The organism is Bradyrhizobium genosp. SA-4 str. CB756 (assembly GCF_000473125.1).
In the GTDB taxonomy this organism is placed as follows: domain Bacteria; phylum Pseudomonadota; class Alphaproteobacteria; order Rhizobiales; family Xanthobacteraceae; genus Bradyrhizobium; species Bradyrhizobium arachidis.
The window spans coordinates 5,803,971-5,818,356 of the sequence record NZ_KI421499.1 but is presented as its reverse complement, the minus strand read 5'-3'; the positions used below and the strand labels follow the sequence as shown (position 1 = coordinate 5,818,356).

At 56.0% G+C, this 14,386-nt stretch carries 16 protein-coding genes and 2 pseudogenes; 7 read left to right on the top strand and 11 right to left on the bottom strand.

Annotated features, from left to right (window positions below; translation table 11 throughout):
* Window positions 1-449 precede the first annotated feature (449 nt).
* The gene (locus tag BRAGE_RS0128300; RefSeq protein ID WP_027562282.1) at window positions 450-653 is read left to right on the top strand and encodes a cold-shock protein; all 204 of its coding nucleotides are present in this window, start codon (window positions 450-452) and stop codon (window positions 651-653) included.
* A 368-nt stretch (window positions 654-1,021) separates the two neighbouring features.
* On the opposite strand, the gene BRAGE_RS0128295 is transcribed toward BRAGE_RS0128300, so the two are convergent.
* A complete protein-coding gene (locus BRAGE_RS0128295) occupies window positions 1,022-1,201 on the bottom strand; it encodes a hypothetical protein (RefSeq protein WP_027562281.1) in 180 nt (59 codons plus the stop codon).
* A gap of 199 nt (window positions 1,202-1,400) precedes the next feature.
* On the opposite strand from BRAGE_RS0128295, the gene BRAGE_RS0128290 reads away from it, so the two are divergent.
* Entirely contained in the window at window positions 1,401-1,895 is a 495-nt protein-coding gene (locus BRAGE_RS0128290; protein WP_027562280.1) for a DUF4142 domain-containing protein, read from the top strand.
* Window positions 1,896-2,191: 296 nt separating this feature from the next.
* Here the strand turns inward: BRAGE_RS0128290 and BRAGE_RS53120 are convergent, their stop codons facing one another.
* Window positions 2,192-2,518, bottom strand: coding sequence for a hypothetical protein (locus tag BRAGE_RS53120; RefSeq protein WP_084334690.1), 327 nt, complete (start codon window positions 2,516-2,518; stop codon window positions 2,192-2,194).
* A gap of 29 nt (window positions 2,519-2,547) precedes the next feature.
* Window positions 2,548-3,165 (bottom strand): type VI secretion system-associated protein TagO, encoded by a 618-nt coding sequence (locus BRAGE_RS0128285; protein ID WP_036056158.1) that lies wholly within the window; start codon window positions 3,163-3,165, stop codon window positions 2,548-2,550.
* A gap of 210 nt (window positions 3,166-3,375) precedes the next feature.
* Here BRAGE_RS0128285 and BRAGE_RS53115 point away from each other — a divergent pair, with 210 nt between their 5' ends.
* Window positions 3,376-3,606, top strand: coding sequence for a DUF6894 family protein (locus BRAGE_RS53115; RefSeq protein ID WP_084334686.1), 231 nt, complete (start codon window positions 3,376-3,378; stop codon window positions 3,604-3,606).
* A 33-nt stretch (window positions 3,607-3,639) separates the two neighbouring features.
* Here BRAGE_RS53115 and BRAGE_RS0128275 read toward each other — a convergent pair whose 3' ends face one another.
* The 6 genes from BRAGE_RS0128275 to BRAGE_RS0128250 form a co-directional block, all read right to left on the bottom strand.
* Window positions 3,640-4,209 (bottom strand): hypothetical protein, encoded by a 570-nt coding sequence (locus tag BRAGE_RS0128275; RefSeq protein ID WP_028146381.1) that lies wholly within the window; start codon window positions 4,207-4,209, stop codon window positions 3,640-3,642.
* Window position 4,210: 1 nt separating this feature from the next.
* Complete coding sequence (locus BRAGE_RS0128270) at window positions 4,211-5,425, bottom strand: hypothetical protein (RefSeq protein ID WP_141263204.1); 1,215 nt, start codon at window positions 5,423-5,425, stop codon at window positions 4,211-4,213.
* Window positions 5,364-6,083: a P-loop NTPase fold protein gene (locus BRAGE_RS54885; protein ID WP_141263202.1), complete on the bottom strand. Its 720-nt coding sequence runs from the start codon at window positions 6,081-6,083 to the stop codon at window positions 5,364-5,366. The genes BRAGE_RS0128270 and BRAGE_RS54885 overlap by 62 nt, the downstream gene beginning before the upstream one ends.
* Before the next feature lie 325 nt (window positions 6,084-6,408).
* Window positions 6,409-6,612 carry a hypothetical protein gene (locus BRAGE_RS53110; RefSeq protein WP_084334684.1) on the bottom strand — a complete coding sequence of 68 codons (204 nt, stop codon included), beginning with the start codon at window positions 6,610-6,612 and terminating at the stop codon, window positions 6,409-6,411.
* 281 nt (window positions 6,613-6,893) lie between these two features.
* Window positions 6,894-7,157 (bottom strand): DUF3892 domain-containing protein, encoded by a 264-nt coding sequence (locus BRAGE_RS52140; RefSeq protein ID WP_027562275.1) that lies wholly within the window; start codon window positions 7,155-7,157, stop codon window positions 6,894-6,896.
* 45 nt (window positions 7,158-7,202) lie between these two features.
* Window positions 7,203-7,940 carry a hypothetical protein gene (locus BRAGE_RS0128250; RefSeq protein WP_027562274.1) on the bottom strand — a complete coding sequence of 246 codons (738 nt, stop codon included), beginning with the start codon at window positions 7,938-7,940 and terminating at the stop codon, window positions 7,203-7,205.
* Between the two features lie 351 nt (window positions 7,941-8,291).
* On the opposite strand from BRAGE_RS0128250, the pseudogene BRAGE_RS56055 reads away from it, so the two are divergent.
* Window positions 8,292-8,446 (top strand): annotated as a pseudogene (locus BRAGE_RS56055) (SOS response-associated peptidase); the annotation flags it as partial.
* Between the two features lie 474 nt (window positions 8,447-8,920).
* Here BRAGE_RS56055 and BRAGE_RS54880 read toward each other — a convergent pair.
* Together BRAGE_RS54880 and BRAGE_RS0128240 are read right to left on the bottom strand one after the other, a co-directional pair.
* Entirely contained in the window at window positions 8,921-9,169 is a 249-nt protein-coding gene (locus BRAGE_RS54880; protein WP_141263200.1) for a hypothetical protein, read from the bottom strand.
* Between the two features lie 30 nt (window positions 9,170-9,199).
* Window positions 9,200-9,586, bottom strand: coding sequence for a hypothetical protein (locus tag BRAGE_RS0128240; protein WP_027562273.1), 387 nt, complete (start codon window positions 9,584-9,586; stop codon window positions 9,200-9,202).
* A 216-nt stretch (window positions 9,587-9,802) separates the two neighbouring features.
* Between BRAGE_RS0128240 and BRAGE_RS49420 the strand changes: the two genes are divergently transcribed.
* The 3 genes and pseudogenes from BRAGE_RS49420 to BRAGE_RS0128230 all read left to right on the top strand — a co-directional run bounded on the left by BRAGE_RS49420 (window position 9,803) and on the right by BRAGE_RS0128230 (window position 13,429).
* Window positions 9,803-10,015 (top strand): hypothetical protein, encoded by a 213-nt coding sequence (locus BRAGE_RS49420; protein WP_035730128.1) that lies wholly within the window; start codon window positions 9,803-9,805, stop codon window positions 10,013-10,015.
* Between the two features lie 748 nt (window positions 10,016-10,763).
* Window positions 10,764-10,951: pseudogene (locus tag BRAGE_RS54875) on the top strand (IS481 family transposase); the annotation flags it as partial.
* Between the two features lie 579 nt (window positions 10,952-11,530).
* Entirely contained in the window at window positions 11,531-13,429 is a 1,899-nt protein-coding gene (locus BRAGE_RS0128230; RefSeq protein WP_181411723.1) for a methyl-accepting chemotaxis protein, read from the top strand.
* Window positions 13,430-14,386: the final 957 nt, after the last annotated feature.

Sequence of the window (14,386 nt, the reverse complement as noted above, 5' to 3'; positions counted from 1 at the left end):
ACGGAGAATCGGGATGAGCCGCGAGTATGGTAGCATCGTTATTCCCGTTGTTCTTACGGAGCTTGCGCGGCTTCTATTTGCGCCAATTTTACGTTATATTTGCCTACATGTCCGACCACAAGTATGGTCCGCCCATCTCAGAATTGTCCCTCATCAAGCATGAGGTCGCGCCGGGCTGTCGCATCGTGTTGGCTGAGTCGGCTGGTCGAAGATTGTCCGGTAAGTTCGGGGTTGTCCTTGGGCTAGGCGCCACGCGCAACCGGGTACGGGTGCTCTTAGACGGCTCCAAACAGCCGCTCACACTTCACATTCGGTATTTGGATCTGTTTGACTCGGGGCATGCCGACTAAATCAGCGTGCCGTCTATCGGATCCGCGCGCCGGGCGGCCAGCCTTTCTTTTGTCGGAATTCCCACACTAGTTTTGGTTTTTGAAAAATGGAGAATTTAAGTGGCTATGGGGACTGTGAAGTGGTTCAACCCGACGAAGGGTTACGGGTTCATTCAACCTGACGACGGCGGCAAGGACGTCTTCGTCCATATTTCGGCAGTTGAGAAGGCCGGTTTCACCTCGCTCGCGGAGGGGGCTAAGGTCAGCTTCGACGTCGTGCATAATCGCGGAAAAGATTCGGCGGAAAACCTGCGGATCGGGTGAGCCTTTCAAACAGCGATGCGACGGTAGGTGCCACACGAAAAGGCCGCAGCGACGAACCACTGCGGCCCAGCCGGCTTAAAATGAAAGCGTGAAATATGCATTCCAGCCCCGGCGAAATAGACCTGTCGCGACCGCGCCGGGGCGCAATGTCATCGATGTCACACTTTCGAAAAACTTAAATGTCAGCTGCTGACTGACTGAGGGCTCACCGGGGCTGGCTGGCGAGCCCTCAAACGCGAAGCCGCATTTACAGGCTTCATCGCACAACCCATATTCTGCACCCGATCGCGTCAGATTGATGTCAATGCGACATTGAATTCTGGCAGGTCGCTTCTGATCGAGTGTGATCGAAGCAGCCCGCGGTCGAATCACCGCTGATGCCCGAGTCCAATCCCCAGCACGATGGCCTTCTGGCCTAGCGCGCCAACGGTGCGCTTCGTCTCTTTCGCAATCTTCGCGACCGGCGTCTCCGCGCTGGAGTGCGCCTTCAATTCTTTGATATCTTCCTTCGTCCACTCGCGACGAATTACTTTTTTCTTTCTAGCCAAAATCAGCGCTCCTTTGATGTTGAAGGCGCGATAACAACACGGCGCGGCGTGTGCAAGCCGCACACTTACGCAACGATCTTAGTACCTGCGCCCGGACCTCTAGCGACGTCCGCCGGCACCTAAGCGGCCCCCTTGTCCTCAATTGGAACCTCTACTGCTATTGGCGTGTTCATCGACAAACACCCCACAGGAGTCGCCGATGAATAGAATGCTTTTGTCGCTCGGGACAGCAACCTTGATGGCGATGTCAATTGCCAGCGCACCTGCGAAAGATAAGCAAAGCGAAACGTTCCTCAAGAAGGCCATCGAGGGCAATTTCGCTGAAGTGAGCATGGGAGAGCTGGCGCAGCAGAACGGTCAAAGCGATGGCGTCAAATCGTATGGCCGAATGCTTTCCACAGATCACGGCGCCGCTAATCAGAAGGCTTTAGATGCTGCCCAGGCAATGGGAATGAACCCACCTGGCGGACCGAATGCGAAGCAAAAAGCCGAGTATGACAAGATGTCAAAAATGTCCGGCGCAGGCTTCGACAAGATGTTCGCTACCCACATGGTCGCAGACCACCACAAGGATATCGCCGAGTACAAGAAGGCATCGAAAAGTAAGGATGCTGCAGGAGAATATGCTTCCGGCCAGATAGATACGTTGCAAAAGCACCTGGACGCCGCGAAGGCGCTGAAAACCGGAAGTTGATCCAAAGAGCTTGGCGAACCGTCCGTTGGGCCAATTGCCGGCCGAGGCCAAACCTGCTTGAGGGCAGGACACCCGGACGGAGTGCAAGGATGCGGCCGTGGGCGATGCACACGGACATTCTCATAGACGATCTCGGGGTGGCCGACCGGGGCGTCGTCGTAGCCGTAGGTGAGCGTGTCGCGAATGATGCGCACGCCGGGCGTCGCCTTCGATCTCGAATCGGCGATAGGCGCCGCTATTTCCAGGCGCATAGTCGCTCTCGGGAAGTGAGGCGAATTAAGGCTTAAGAGACAATCCTACCGCTCATAGGTGCGGCCACCCGTACTGATGCCGTAGAGGGTCGCTGAGTAAGGAAGTCGAGCGAGGATTGTCGCGTTCTTCGCTATCGCTCCTGCTGTGATCCCTCGGCACAGTAGCGTAACACCTCCGCTATTTCGTGCGCAGAACGCGTCCGCGCTATCGATAAAGGCCAGCCCCTTTGCGCTCTTCCAAGGATAACGGAGCAAAATGACAGTGCGACCTTCCGGAAGCGCACCGATCGGTTGAACGACAAAGATCGATATGAATTGTGCGCCGATGATCAGCGCAACGGTCGCAGCCAGAACAGATAGCCATGCTTTCATGAGGCCCCCTCAAAAAACACTCAGCGAGCTTATTTGCCCGCCTTCATTGAGCTCGACTTAGATGTGGTCCAACGGCAGGTCTCTGCGATCCGATTCCTTGCGGCTGTGACGTCATTCAGGAGAAACGCGCCGTCGCTTGATCTGCCTTGAAAACCGGTCGCTCTGATGAACAGCTTGCCTTGGTCCGGGAGCAATTTCATAAAGTCTCGGGCGTTAGGAATAAAAATCGCCCTTCCATTCGTGCTGCCGATACCAGCCACACTCGCTGGTGGCTCGCCGTTGATCCGGATTAGAAGGTCGTAGCGGTTTCCGGTGCCGGAAATAACGAGGTCGGGCGGGATAAACACGGCCTCGGACTTGTTCTCCCAACATCTGAGGATCAGCAACGCTTCCCCATTTTCGCCCTGGAGCATTGCAACGAGTTGATCGCTGTCATCGATCGGCGATTTGCTCTCTCGAAAGGTCCACTTGCCTTTTACTGGAGTGGGCTCGCTGCTTGAGTCTTGATCTTCGCCTTTTTCCCCGATCGCGTCGAAGCACTTTAATCTGTCTGCGTCGCTCGGGATCTTCTTGCACACCGCGAATGCCAACGGTTCGAACTGAGCTTCAGCCGCCGGCGCCCAAGTAGCCGACAGAAAGACCGCCATCAAGCTGGCTGCAATTATCGACCTCATTGTGATTCCCCCATCCGTTCGCCCGAATTCAACCGCAACCAACGCGAGAGCGCAAGGCGCAGCGCGACAAAGCACGTAACGATCCATTGCGCGAAGTCGCTGTCGCACGGACCCTGTCATTTTTGACAGCTATCGACCTCCCGACATGAGCGCATAATCGGTGCGAAGGGCGAGAGCCACCGCATGCAACGTTACTACGTCCCGATTTTCCACAATGGGCAATTACAGCCGGACGATGAGGGCGAGATGTTTGGCTCGGCTGATCTCGCGGGACAGTACGGCGCCCGTGTCGCTCGGGATATCGCCAGCGATCCCGAATATGACCGTGATGCGGGCACGGTCGTAATTGTGGTCGATGCCAGCGGAGCAGAGATCGCTCGGCATAGGGTGGCGGATTCTGACGCGGCTCCCTAGCAGGGGTAGCGTTATGGTGCGGTTCCTCACTTCCTAGCTGTTGTTGGCCAGTGCCGCCATCATGCTCTTCGCGTCTCTGGTAGGTAACTCGGTGAAATATTGTTTGGTGACTCCTCGGATCGCCGCCATTGCGTTGAACAGGTTAAGGGCGACATCGGTGAGCTCGCGCAACTCGGCGGGAGTCACCTTAGCTAGATGGAATACATCATTATAGGATACTGCACTGGTCCGGTGGGCGAACGCGTTGTTGCGTAGAATGGCGACTTTCCGAGCTGCAGTTTGAGCGGTCAGCATGAGCGCCGCGACCTCCGCCTGTTGCGGGCCTTGGAGATGACCCGCGCCCGTCATGTCTCCGATCAAAGCTCCAAAATTTATCGTGTCGCGCCTCTTTTCGAAGGCTCCTGCCATGTAGATACAGTAGGTGAGAAGATGAGCCTGCGGAGTGAACCGAAAAAACTCATTGTAGTCGCGCATCGTCTCGATGATGTGCTTTCTGGTGTCATCCAATTCGAAGTAGGACCAGAGATCCAGAAACAGTCGCGCTCTCACGACATGCTGGCCAAGGCGATCCAAGCGTTGATCAATCGATAACTGCTTTTGCACGTCATTTTCCCGAAACTGCGGCGACGTCGGGAATAGCCTTCATGTAGTAAGCTACGCGCATCCTGATCCGCTTACGGGTGACAGGCCCGCATGTTTCGCAGGCGTCGAGAAGTTTTCTCTTTACAGCTTCTGCCCACGGCTTCTCAGTCGACAAGTCATTATCTAATTGGCTATGGTCATGCCGAGATTTGAACATCATGAAGACAACATGCTCTTCTGCGATTGGAAGATCCAGCATCGTAAGGACAAACTTGTCTGCATCTAGGGACGCAAGCAGAGGGGTGTTGTAATAGATGTTGTCGTCGCTATTGGTTATGCACAGTCGGCGGTAGAACAACTGGATGTCAGTTTTCATGACCTCAAGCAGTTGAGACGCCTTTTCTGGGTATGTATCGCGGAGCGCTTTCTCGCTGTTTGCTCGCAGATAGTCAAAAAGCTCTCGATATTCCGAAGTGTCTGAGCTTTGCATGCCCAACCCTCCGTAGCCATCGAAGCGGAGTGAATAGTCATCAGGACGGGTCGCTTCCAGCTTTTTAGTTTTGTATAGATCGTCGATGTATCGCTTTCCGTCCTCGACAACCTGCCGCTTTGAAGACTTGATCACTCCCATGTCAGAAAGAAACAGCTGAAGACCAAGCACGTGAAGTATTTCGCCTTCGATTGTGAATGCCCGCAGCTCGGACTGCTCGCTCATCTTTCCCGCAGCAGCCAACACCTCGCTCTCGGTGCGTTCCGTCCAATGCCAGACCGTGCGCCAGGGGGCTTCGTCGGCCACTTTTACAAAGAAGTTGCTCGCATTGAGGGAGGCCTGAATTTCGTTAGGATCGACAATGCCGCGGACCAAGCAGTTCACAAGAACCGGACTGGACAGAATTGAATCGTGTATATCGACATTCTGATATCGATCGGCAACTCGCCTGATGGGAGAGGGTTCTTTATCCTTATCGACGTGGGCTTGTACCATAGCTGCTAGCCCGCGCCCCTTTTCGAGATCTTCGGCATTTATCTGATTGGATTTGAATTCGAACGAGAGCACGAAGAACAGGCGCAACAGTGTCAACATAGCATCGGGGTGCCCTCGGTGCTCATCCGTTACGGCCTTACATACCCGCTCAAAGTCCCACAGGATGCGCAAATTGTCTTTTTTCGACTGCTTATAGAGAGAGGAAATTTCCTCCGCATTGTTTTTTGAAGAACTCTTGAGTGAACTTGTCATCAATCAGGGCGACGAACGCTGAGAAGGCCTCATCGAAAGATGATTGGACTTCCAAAACCTTTCCGATCAACTTCTCTTTGCGGCGCTCGTAGTCCTCGCCGGCCTTAATTTCTTTATCATTAGCAATGATTATTACTTTGGCGCCCTCGTGCTCGACGAATTGGTTGATGTAACCGAGTGTGGTGCTTTTATTCCCTTCGTATCGTTCAAGGTGATCGAAGACGTAAACGTCTGCGCTGAAACCGATGACATCGCCCACGCTGATGCTGCCGGCATCCACCTTTACGTACTTGAGGCCTGCAGTAAGCAGGCTTCCAAAAACCTTGGCTGGTTTTCCTGTGAGTAGAGGATACGCGGCTTGAAACAGCGCGTCCCTAATTTCATCGAGGGTCGAGAGGCCATAAAGCTTACGTAGAGGAGTTTTTTGGGTTCGGGCCGATGGTGTTGGAGAAACCGTTTTACCTGATAAGTTTTTTCCACCCCCCCACGGCCCCGAAATCAAAACCGCATAGCGCGGCGAGTGAGTAAGCGAGAGATAATAGCCAAGGTAGTCTAATAAGTGCTGATTTTTGGATTCTGACATGGTGGTCCCTGATCCACGGTTCTGCCCGAGGCCGGTTAGCGTGCGACAAGCGTTGATGAGTTCGGCGTTACGCAAGATTTACTTAAGTGATCCGGACGTCGCCGTAATCGTCTGGAATCGGCCGCTCACCGTCGAAATCCGCGTGCCCGAGCAGGGCGCCGACGCCAAACAACACCATGCCGCCGATCCAAGAGGCATGTTGCCGTCAAATAGGCTGAGGTCCCAATGCCAATATTGCCGGTGAGCCCGAACAGCGTGCCGGCATTGAACAGCAATCCGACGACGCCCCAGAGTCAGAACAGGACGCTCAGTATGCTGTGCCCCGAACTCTGATGGCTACGGAGCCGAAACGTGCGCTCCCATTTCTGCGCGCGCGAAAACGGCCCCATCGCGCGGTATCCTACTTCTTTGTGCCGTAGGGGCTCTGGTTGGTTGGCGCTAGCGAAATACCTTCCTCTGATGCTTTATTATAGATCGCGTTCTCGGTCCGGCCCAACTTCAGACCGATCACTCGCGTCGGCGTATTGCCCTTCACGAGTTGTTTGAGCTGGCTCACTTCGCCTGGCGTCCACTGCTTGCCGCTATTTCGAGTCGACTTCGCCATTTCACGCGCTCCTATTGGTGGGTGCCGTACCGATTGCCGGTGTTCGAATTCACGTACGTCCCGCCACGGTGAGACGAACCAGAGCCCCCAGCAAAGCTTCCACCGTGGCTGCTCGTGTGATGTCCGCCGCCGTAACTGACGCGACCTCCGTGGGACCCACCGCGTGCACTCGCATCTTGGGTCAGAACTAGAACCACCAGTAATCCCATAGTGGCTATGATCGCGTTCTTCATTGTTTGCCCCGAAGTTTCTGAGAGTCTGGTTTCGCGAAATTCTGAGTGCTACGGGCACTCGTGGAGCGCCAGCAGGTTGTCGTTATAGTAGCCGTCGGCGTGCGTTCGAACGTATTTGCCGTTGGGGCCATCGACGACGCCGATGTCAGCCCGCTTGCCATCGACCATCGTGAAAAAAGTGTTTGAGCCCGACTCGATAGATTGAACCTGCAGTCTAGGCCATTTCCAGTTAGACCCGCCAAGGTGAGTGATGCCCTCATGGGGATTATCTCTAGGCTGCTTGTTGATACACGTGACCTGAGCATCGGCCATGTTAGTTGATCCTCCGTTCTAGAAAAGGATGTTTCCGCGATGCGGTCAGACCCCTAGCGGTCCTTGCGCCACGTCGACCACATGTCGTTCCGCACCTACTGTGATAACTATGGTGTAGCTCTTCTGTGCGCCGGCCTGATCGGTTGGCGGCGCCACATGAAGTTGACCTCCGTACCATTCACCTGGCATTAGCGTGTTGTCCTTGATGACCGACTGCTCAAGCAAGGCCATGTTGCGCTGCCCAGTTTCCACCGTTGCAGCAATCATGGCCTCGTTCTGCACGGCTGCGTTGTTTTGCGCTATCACTGCAGCGGTCGGGCTGTAGAAGGTGCCAGTGCGCCCGCTCGGAGTGGTGTAGCTCCCATGCCCCGCGTGCGATGCGCTGTAGGCATTGGCGCCTGCTGCCAAGCCTGTGAGGAGGGCGGCTGCAACCTGCCGATTTCGCTCCTCTTGCACCAACATCTCGTAGGTCACGACTTTCATTTCGAAGTCAGAGCCCGCGGCGTGCTGGACAGCCTCGACTTGCGCAACGCGGAAGTCGACCGGCTGCTTGCTTAGATTGTTGATGCCGACGATGAACACAGGTCTCCCGTTCGCCTGGAGTTGGCGCGAAGCCGGTCTAACGAGAACGAGTGAGTTCTTTTGCCGTGACACCAGGGCCGGCTGCCCATCTCGCATAAGCGCCTGCTGCTGCGAATTTGTCGCTCGAAAGGAAACGGTCTCGCCAGTAGATACGCAGCCGCCTAAGGCGACGCAAAGCGCCGCAATCGCAATTTTACGCATGTAAAAACCCCCGGCCTAAAAAGTAGGTACATCCAACAACAACCAGCGCGCGAGATCAATAGGTTGCGCGCGTTTGTATCCACAAACCGGGAAAAATATGCACAGCCGAGCCGAAGCGCCCCCAAGGGTCAGGACCGCTCGTCTGCTGTCCAGCGGGCGTGAAGAGCTTCTAGATTGGGCCAGTGGGTGCGGTGGGGCGTTCCCCGACGATCCCGTTATCCACCGGGTTGCGCCAAGGCGCCCCGGATTCAAAGAGACGGTGAGAGAGGGGAGTTTAGCCGAACTTGGCCGCAATCAATCTGGACAATTCGAGGATCGCATTAGCTCCCCGATGAACTGTCTTGTCGACAGAAGGCTATGCCCGTGATCCTGACGACCGACGAGAAACCGGAGGTTTGGATGCGCGCGCCCTGGACGACGCGAATGCCCTGCAGCGGCCGCTTCAGAACGATGCACTCAAGATCGTGATGCGCGGGGCGGACAAGGAAGATCGGGCGGAGGTATAGCAGGCTTTGCACCGCTTTGGCTCGCTGCTGTTCGCGATCGCGACGGCGGTTCTATTCTTCTACATCTGATGGTGGATCGAAGAAGCGAGGCCCGGCAACAGAGACGAATCCTAACCGGGCCTCGCGACCGCCGATCACCTGGCGGGATAGACCGGCGAGCAGGAAGGATGTCGCATGGCAGGCTGCCATTGTACGCGATAAGCGCTTTTTGACGCGAGATTACCGCAGACCGCTCGGTCAGCGGGCAGCTTTCCTGCGCAGCGCATGCCCGCGCCGTGGATAACTGCCTGCTCCTTCGGTGCCGGCAGACCCCGGGGCGATGCGCAGGCACGACACCTCCCTGGACCTCCGCCCCCGTGATCTGGAGCCGAAAGGGCCCGGGTGGGGGGCTTTTTTTGTGCCCGGACTTTGTGGGTGCTGCTAGCGGATTGAAATGAAAGAGGCCGCCAACTGAGGGCGGCCTCTGGATTTGATCTAATTGCAGTTATCAATTGGATATTGATCAGAGCCGCCGATTCCGACGAAGTATTTGTTGCCGGCCTTGCAACGCGCTCTGCATTTAGGAATTTCTTCACGGCATATCCCAATAGAGGCGCTTTGCCTTGCCGCTTCAGGAACGTTTGCTTTCGCCCAACTCACGCACAACGCTCCTTGCTCGGTGCAGGAGCGAGCCGAGACGGTTTCGACCGAAGCTAAGCCGATTATGCCGATCAACAAAAACATCAAAATCGAACTTCTATGTCCCTCCCTTTTTCAATTTCCAATGTGCCGACGCCGCTGCGCCATGCCGATCTCATCGATCGCATCCGCCAGCCCTTCTAAGAACGCTCGGTGCCACGCATCATCATCGGGCAGCTCCCATTCCCGTAAGCCGGCGACGTATCTGGTCAGAGCGATCACGCCCGCGATCGTGGCTGGCTTGGAACAGATGAGCACATTTGCATGCTCCGTGAGAGCCAGGTTAGTTTGGCCGGTGACTTCGTCGGCGGCAGCAAATTCGGCACCATCCTCGAGCTTAGCCGAAACCGACGCCGCCGCATCGTAGTGCGCGGACAGCTCGCGATGGCGCTCGATTACTACGAAGATCAGATCCCGATCGGCTGCAGCAACCGACGGCGTGTAAAGTTCTTGCGATGACAATGTTGACCCCGAGCGAATATGAGGCCGATATTAGCAGCGCTGTCATGACTAAAGTCGGCCCACATTACTTGGGATGCGCTGGTTTTCTGCGCAGCCAAGCGGCTGCGTCGGTTGACTCCGTGTCTGCAACACAATGGACGGCTTTGGTGAAATTTAGCCTTTTTTGACACTTGGGCGATTTCGGGCGCCTTCAATTTTCCCGTTCAAAGGATTGGCATGGCGGCCCTCACGCTCGATCTGAAATTCCGTGTAGTGCCTGCGCCCCGCAAGGCCTTCGACTTGCCGGCAATCAAAGATGCCGCCGAAGCCGCCTCAGCAACGGGCGCAATTCTCAGCGCGGTGGCGTCGGGCCCGATCAAGCATGGCGAAGCTGCAGAAGTGGCCAAATTGGTCGAGACGTTCGTGATGGCTTTCGTGATCGCGGATTGAGCGCGAACCAGAACTTACAGGAACGGATTGCTCTCCTCGAGGCGGAGGGGAAGCCAGATTTTCAGGTGATCATCCGAACAATCTACGAAGGTCATACCGGCGTCATCATGCTAGCGTGGCACGAGAGTGGTTCGTCTTCGGGGCAACCGTGTCCTTGGACAAAACCAGGCTGGATACCATCCGGTTTACAGGCCGGCCAATTCCTACACGCCCACTCTATACGCATGTCATAGGCGACGATCGGAAAAGCTACTACTCGGAAAAGAGGAGAATAAGCGCGACCCGGCCAAGGCCTTAAGAGCAATGCAGTGGTGCATAGCCTCGACAGTCCGCCGTCGGGCGAAGATCGGACGATCCTCGAACGGGCGCCTATTCTACGCGATCTGCTTTCGTGCGACCGAACTCCTAAATTGAGGCGCCCAGATTGGAGGAGATCTGCATGCGCGTGTGGTCCATTCAGGATCATGCGCGTCGTTTGTCAAATCTACATTGAACTTGCGATGGCGAGAGGCGCAGGACAAGTACAGGAAGACAAGGTCGCTTGCGAAATTCCTCTGCAGCCGACATTCAAAGAATGGATCGTCCTTCTAACGCTCTCTATGGCGTACGGATGAACGCTTCCGCTTAAGTTGTGGGAGGCGACCATCGACGCTCCCTGGCGCATTGAACAGCCTCGGCATCAGCGCACTAGGTGTTTAGTCCCAGGCCTTGATGGTGCATTCTTATCGCGCGATTCGAAGGATGCGCTATGGGACAGGTTTTACACGGCTGCGCCACCACGACGGAGGCAGTCCGTCCGAGCAATACAAAATAGTCAAGAGAGCCTGAGAGGTCTCGTCAAGCGCTACGGGATCAACCAGAAAGACTGTTGCGAAGTGGAAGCAGCGCGAGACCGTCGCCGATCGTTCGACTGGCCGTAAGGAAGCCAAGTCGACCATCGCGTACTCGACTTGGCGACTCAAACCGCCGGAGTGTCCCACGCTCTTCATCGCTGCTGCTTTAATGGAATTCCAGGACGATCGAATGCGAGCTCCATTCAGGTAAGGACCAGCGCACTAGTCAAGTGCGGATTGAGCCCTCCGGCAGCGGACGACCCGGCTTCAAGCTGATATTCGATCGATCCGTCGGGGGGCACACTCGAAAGACGAAACGGCAGAGTCTTCGAAATATCTTTTTGGTTGGGCCTCGCGGCACGATTCTCACCGCGGAACTGTGATGGGCCATTCTGCGCGCGAATCCTGCGGGCATGAGTAGCAAACTGCAGAATTTATGCGTCGGGTTATTACTGCTACGCTGCAGAGTGCGTGGCCATCTCTCGACTATTCGCGCATGTATGATTCGGATGACAACCGAGTTCAAACTTATGTAACCAATCAAAACTAGGGGTTTCGCGAAACGATCTCATATTCAATTGGAAGTCTGATGACCGCCCCTACAATCGCGAAACGGCTCCGATCAACGGTCCTTCGTCGGTTTCGACCGAGCCTACGCACTCAAATTGGTTTTTTGGGAATCGTGAGCGTGCTTGTCACTGGCGCGACTTGCGTTGCCGGACTTAATTATCTCGCGAAGGCGCAGAGTGAGGTAAGCGAGAGCGCCAATCTTCGCGCCCATCTGACGTCTCTTTCTCAGGCCTTTCTTGAATCGCAGCAGCTGGCGTTGGAGTTTTTGCGCAGGCGCGACGAAGCCGTGGTCGCGCGGCAAGCCGAGGGCATCAATAATGCACTGGCGGACCTTGGCCAAATCGAGGAGCGGGCCGCTTCCTCGTCCGAGGGCGATCCCCTGAGAGACGTGAAGTTCCTTCGCGCCGGAATCAACCTTTATGCGGCTCGTTTTAATAACATCGTCTCCGCGCAGCGGGTGCTCGGGCTGACGGAAAATGATGGGCTCCAAGGCAAGCTTCGCGAAGCCGTGCATCAGGCAGAAGCGCGACTTGCACATTTCAATGAGCCGCACCTGACGATGTTGATCTTGATGATGCGACGGCATGAAAAGGATTTCATGCTACGTCATGAGGAGAGGTATGGCGATGAGCTGGAAAAGCGCGTCGTCGAATTCGAGGCCGCACTTGCTGCTTCAGAACTTGCCCCGGAATCCAAGAGTGAGCTGAAGAAGCTTGTTGCCTCTTATCGATCGAGCTTTCTTGCGTTGATTGTATCGCAGCAGGCGCTGGACGACCAAGTTGACGATCTCGTCCAAATCTACGGCCGGAATCGTCCCCTTCTTTTGAAAGCAATAGCAGGCGCGGACGCTCGCGCTAGCTCTGTTGAAGAACGTGCGTCGCGCCTCCGAGAGGCTTTGGTGTGGACAATTGGGCTTGCCACTCTCGGGATCGGCTTCGTTGCGTTGCTTGTTGGTCAGAAGCTGGCAAGGCTTATAAGTCGGATGAGCGAGGCGATGCGTCAACTTGCGGCCGGGCGGTTCGATGTCACGCTGCCGGGTCTTGGCCGCTCAGACGAGATCGGCGATATGGCTCAGGCCATGGAAGCGTTTAAGGTGAGATCGAAGGAAAAATTGCAAGAGGAACTTGCCGCGAATCAAGAGCAGGACCGTGTAGCAGCGGAGCGGCGCAAGGCGGAGCTTGGCGAGCTGGCCGGCACATTTGAAGGCGCCGTTAGCAGCGTCATTGATACGATGTCTTCCGCGTCGAACGAACTGGAGGCTTCCGCTCGGGAGCTGACAGAGACGGCACAGCTCACTCGGGAGATCTCTGATAACGTTGCGTCGGCATCGGAGGAGGCGTCAGCCAATGTTCAGCTGGTTGCTGCGGCAACGGAAGAGATGATGGCGTCCGCTTCCGAAATCGGCCGGCAGGTCGCGCGATCAACGGAGATCGCCCACGAAGCCGTGCGCCAGGCTGCAGAAACGGATCGCCGGATGAAGCAGCTATCGGCTGCTGCAACAAAAGTCGGTGGGGTGGTTGACCTGATTGCAGCGATCGCCAGGCAAACCAACCTTCTGGCGCTCAATGCAACAATCGAGGCCGCGCGTGCCGGCGGCGCCGGCCGCGGCTTTGCAGTTGTGGCGCTCGAGGTGAAGTCGTTAGCAACTCAGACGGCGAACGCGACCGTCGAAATCGGACAGCAGATTGCTGACATTCAGGCAGCGACACTGGAGTCGGCCAGCGCCATCACAAACATTGGAAACAGCATTAGCAGAATCTCACAAATTGCATCAGCGATTGCCGCGGCGATCGACCAACAGGGCGCAGTCACGAAAGATATTGCCCAAAATATTCAGCATGCGGCCGCGATGTCGACGACTGTCGCGGGCAACATCCGGCAGGTCGCGCAGAAGGCGTTTATCACAGGTACATCATCGTCGCAGGTGTCGGCATCTGCCAATGTGCTTGCCCGAACCGGCCATCAACTTAAAATCGAAGCCGATCACTTTCTCTCCGGGATCCGATCATGATCCCTCCTCGAGATGCCATGCAAGGCTCGGCGAAGGCGCTCCAACACCGCCCGGCGCTCGCCGGGTTCCTGTTAGAGGCATTCTCCCCCCACAGCGCCGTGCTCGCATCCTTTGCTCGGCAAAGTCGGCTTACCACCAGCCAATGTTGCCGCATTGCGCCGAGCGAAGCACGACAGCCCCCCCATGGGCGCGAGATTCTGAAGGTATCCCCTTATTCTGCCGCCTTGCATCGACACAGCTGCATCGAAGTAAAACCTTTCGGGTAGACTCTCGCGCCAACGACATTTGAGTGCCGGTGGACACAAATGCGTTGCCGTCGTCATCCGCAAGCTCTCACTATATCACGAACAGTTCCTTATGACTTCCGATAGGTGTTTAAGCTCCACCTTGCAATTCATCGCGGGGAGCGGACGTCCTCGCCGCAGAGTTGCGCAATAACCCAATTTGCAAAGGCTCGTACTGCCGATCTTTGTCGGCTCGCGCATGCTCCCCTTCTTCTTAGTTTGCAGCCAGCACTAAACTTCCATTGATGGTTGGCCGTCCAGGCAGCTTTCCTTTTGTTAGGCTCGTTCTTTTTGAGCTTGCTCAGCGTTCTATTGACTATGCCATCGATGATGCGAGCGTCATCGGGATAAGGATAATACGGATCCTGCTTCCTTTGGGGTTCGGCGCCAAAGTAGAGCCGAAGCCGATCGGATAACTTGACCTCGTCAGCTTATCGACAGCTGAGCTTCTTAGCATACGAACGTCTCGATCTAGCCGATAGAGCCGCCTTATCGGCCGAGACCAAACATGTCATGAAGTTCAATGAATACAGAACAGGCCCAGACTCGCGCTGGCATACCCTCCGAATCCGAAAGCACCGAGCCAACGTCTGGGGTCGCCGGGCAGTCCCCCTCCTGCCTAACCCAGTGGGCGTCAGCCCTGACGCGGTGGGCCACAGGAGCGGCCGCCGCC

Coding starts and splice junctions, on each gene's coding strand:
- BRAGE_RS0128290 (WP_027562280.1), top strand. CDS start 1,401: ATGAATAGAATGCTTTTGTCGCTCGGGACAGCAACCTTGATGGCGATG.
- BRAGE_RS54880 (WP_141263200.1), bottom strand. CDS start 9,169: ATGTTTTTGTTGATCGGCATAATCGGCTTAGCTTCGGTCGAAACCGTC.
- BRAGE_RS49420 (WP_035730128.1), top strand. CDS start 9,803: ATGGCGGCCCTCACGCTCGATCTGAAATTCCGTGTAGTGCCTGCGCCC.
- BRAGE_RS53115 (WP_084334686.1), top strand. CDS start 3,376: ATGCAACGTTACTACGTCCCGATTTTCCACAATGGGCAATTACAGCCG.
- BRAGE_RS0128250 (WP_027562274.1), bottom strand. CDS start 7,940: ATGCGTAAAATTGCGATTGCGGCGCTTTGCGTCGCCTTAGGCGGCTGC.
- BRAGE_RS52140 (WP_027562275.1), bottom strand. CDS start 7,157: ATGGCCGATGCTCAGGTCACGTGTATCAACAAGCAGCCTAGAGATAAT.
- BRAGE_RS53120 (WP_084334690.1), bottom strand. CDS start 2,518: ATGAAAGCATGGCTATCTGTTCTGGCTGCGACCGTTGCGCTGATCATC.
- BRAGE_RS53110 (WP_084334684.1), bottom strand. CDS start 6,612: ATGGCGAAGTCGACTCGAAATAGCGGCAAGCAGTGGACGCCAGGCGAA.
- BRAGE_RS0128270 (WP_141263204.1), bottom strand. CDS start 5,425: ATGACAAGTTCACTCAAGAGTTCTTCAAAAAACAATGCGGAGGAAATT.
- BRAGE_RS0128285 (WP_036056158.1), bottom strand. CDS start 3,165: ATGGCGGTCTTTCTGTCGGCTACTTGGGCGCCGGCGGCTGAAGCTCAG.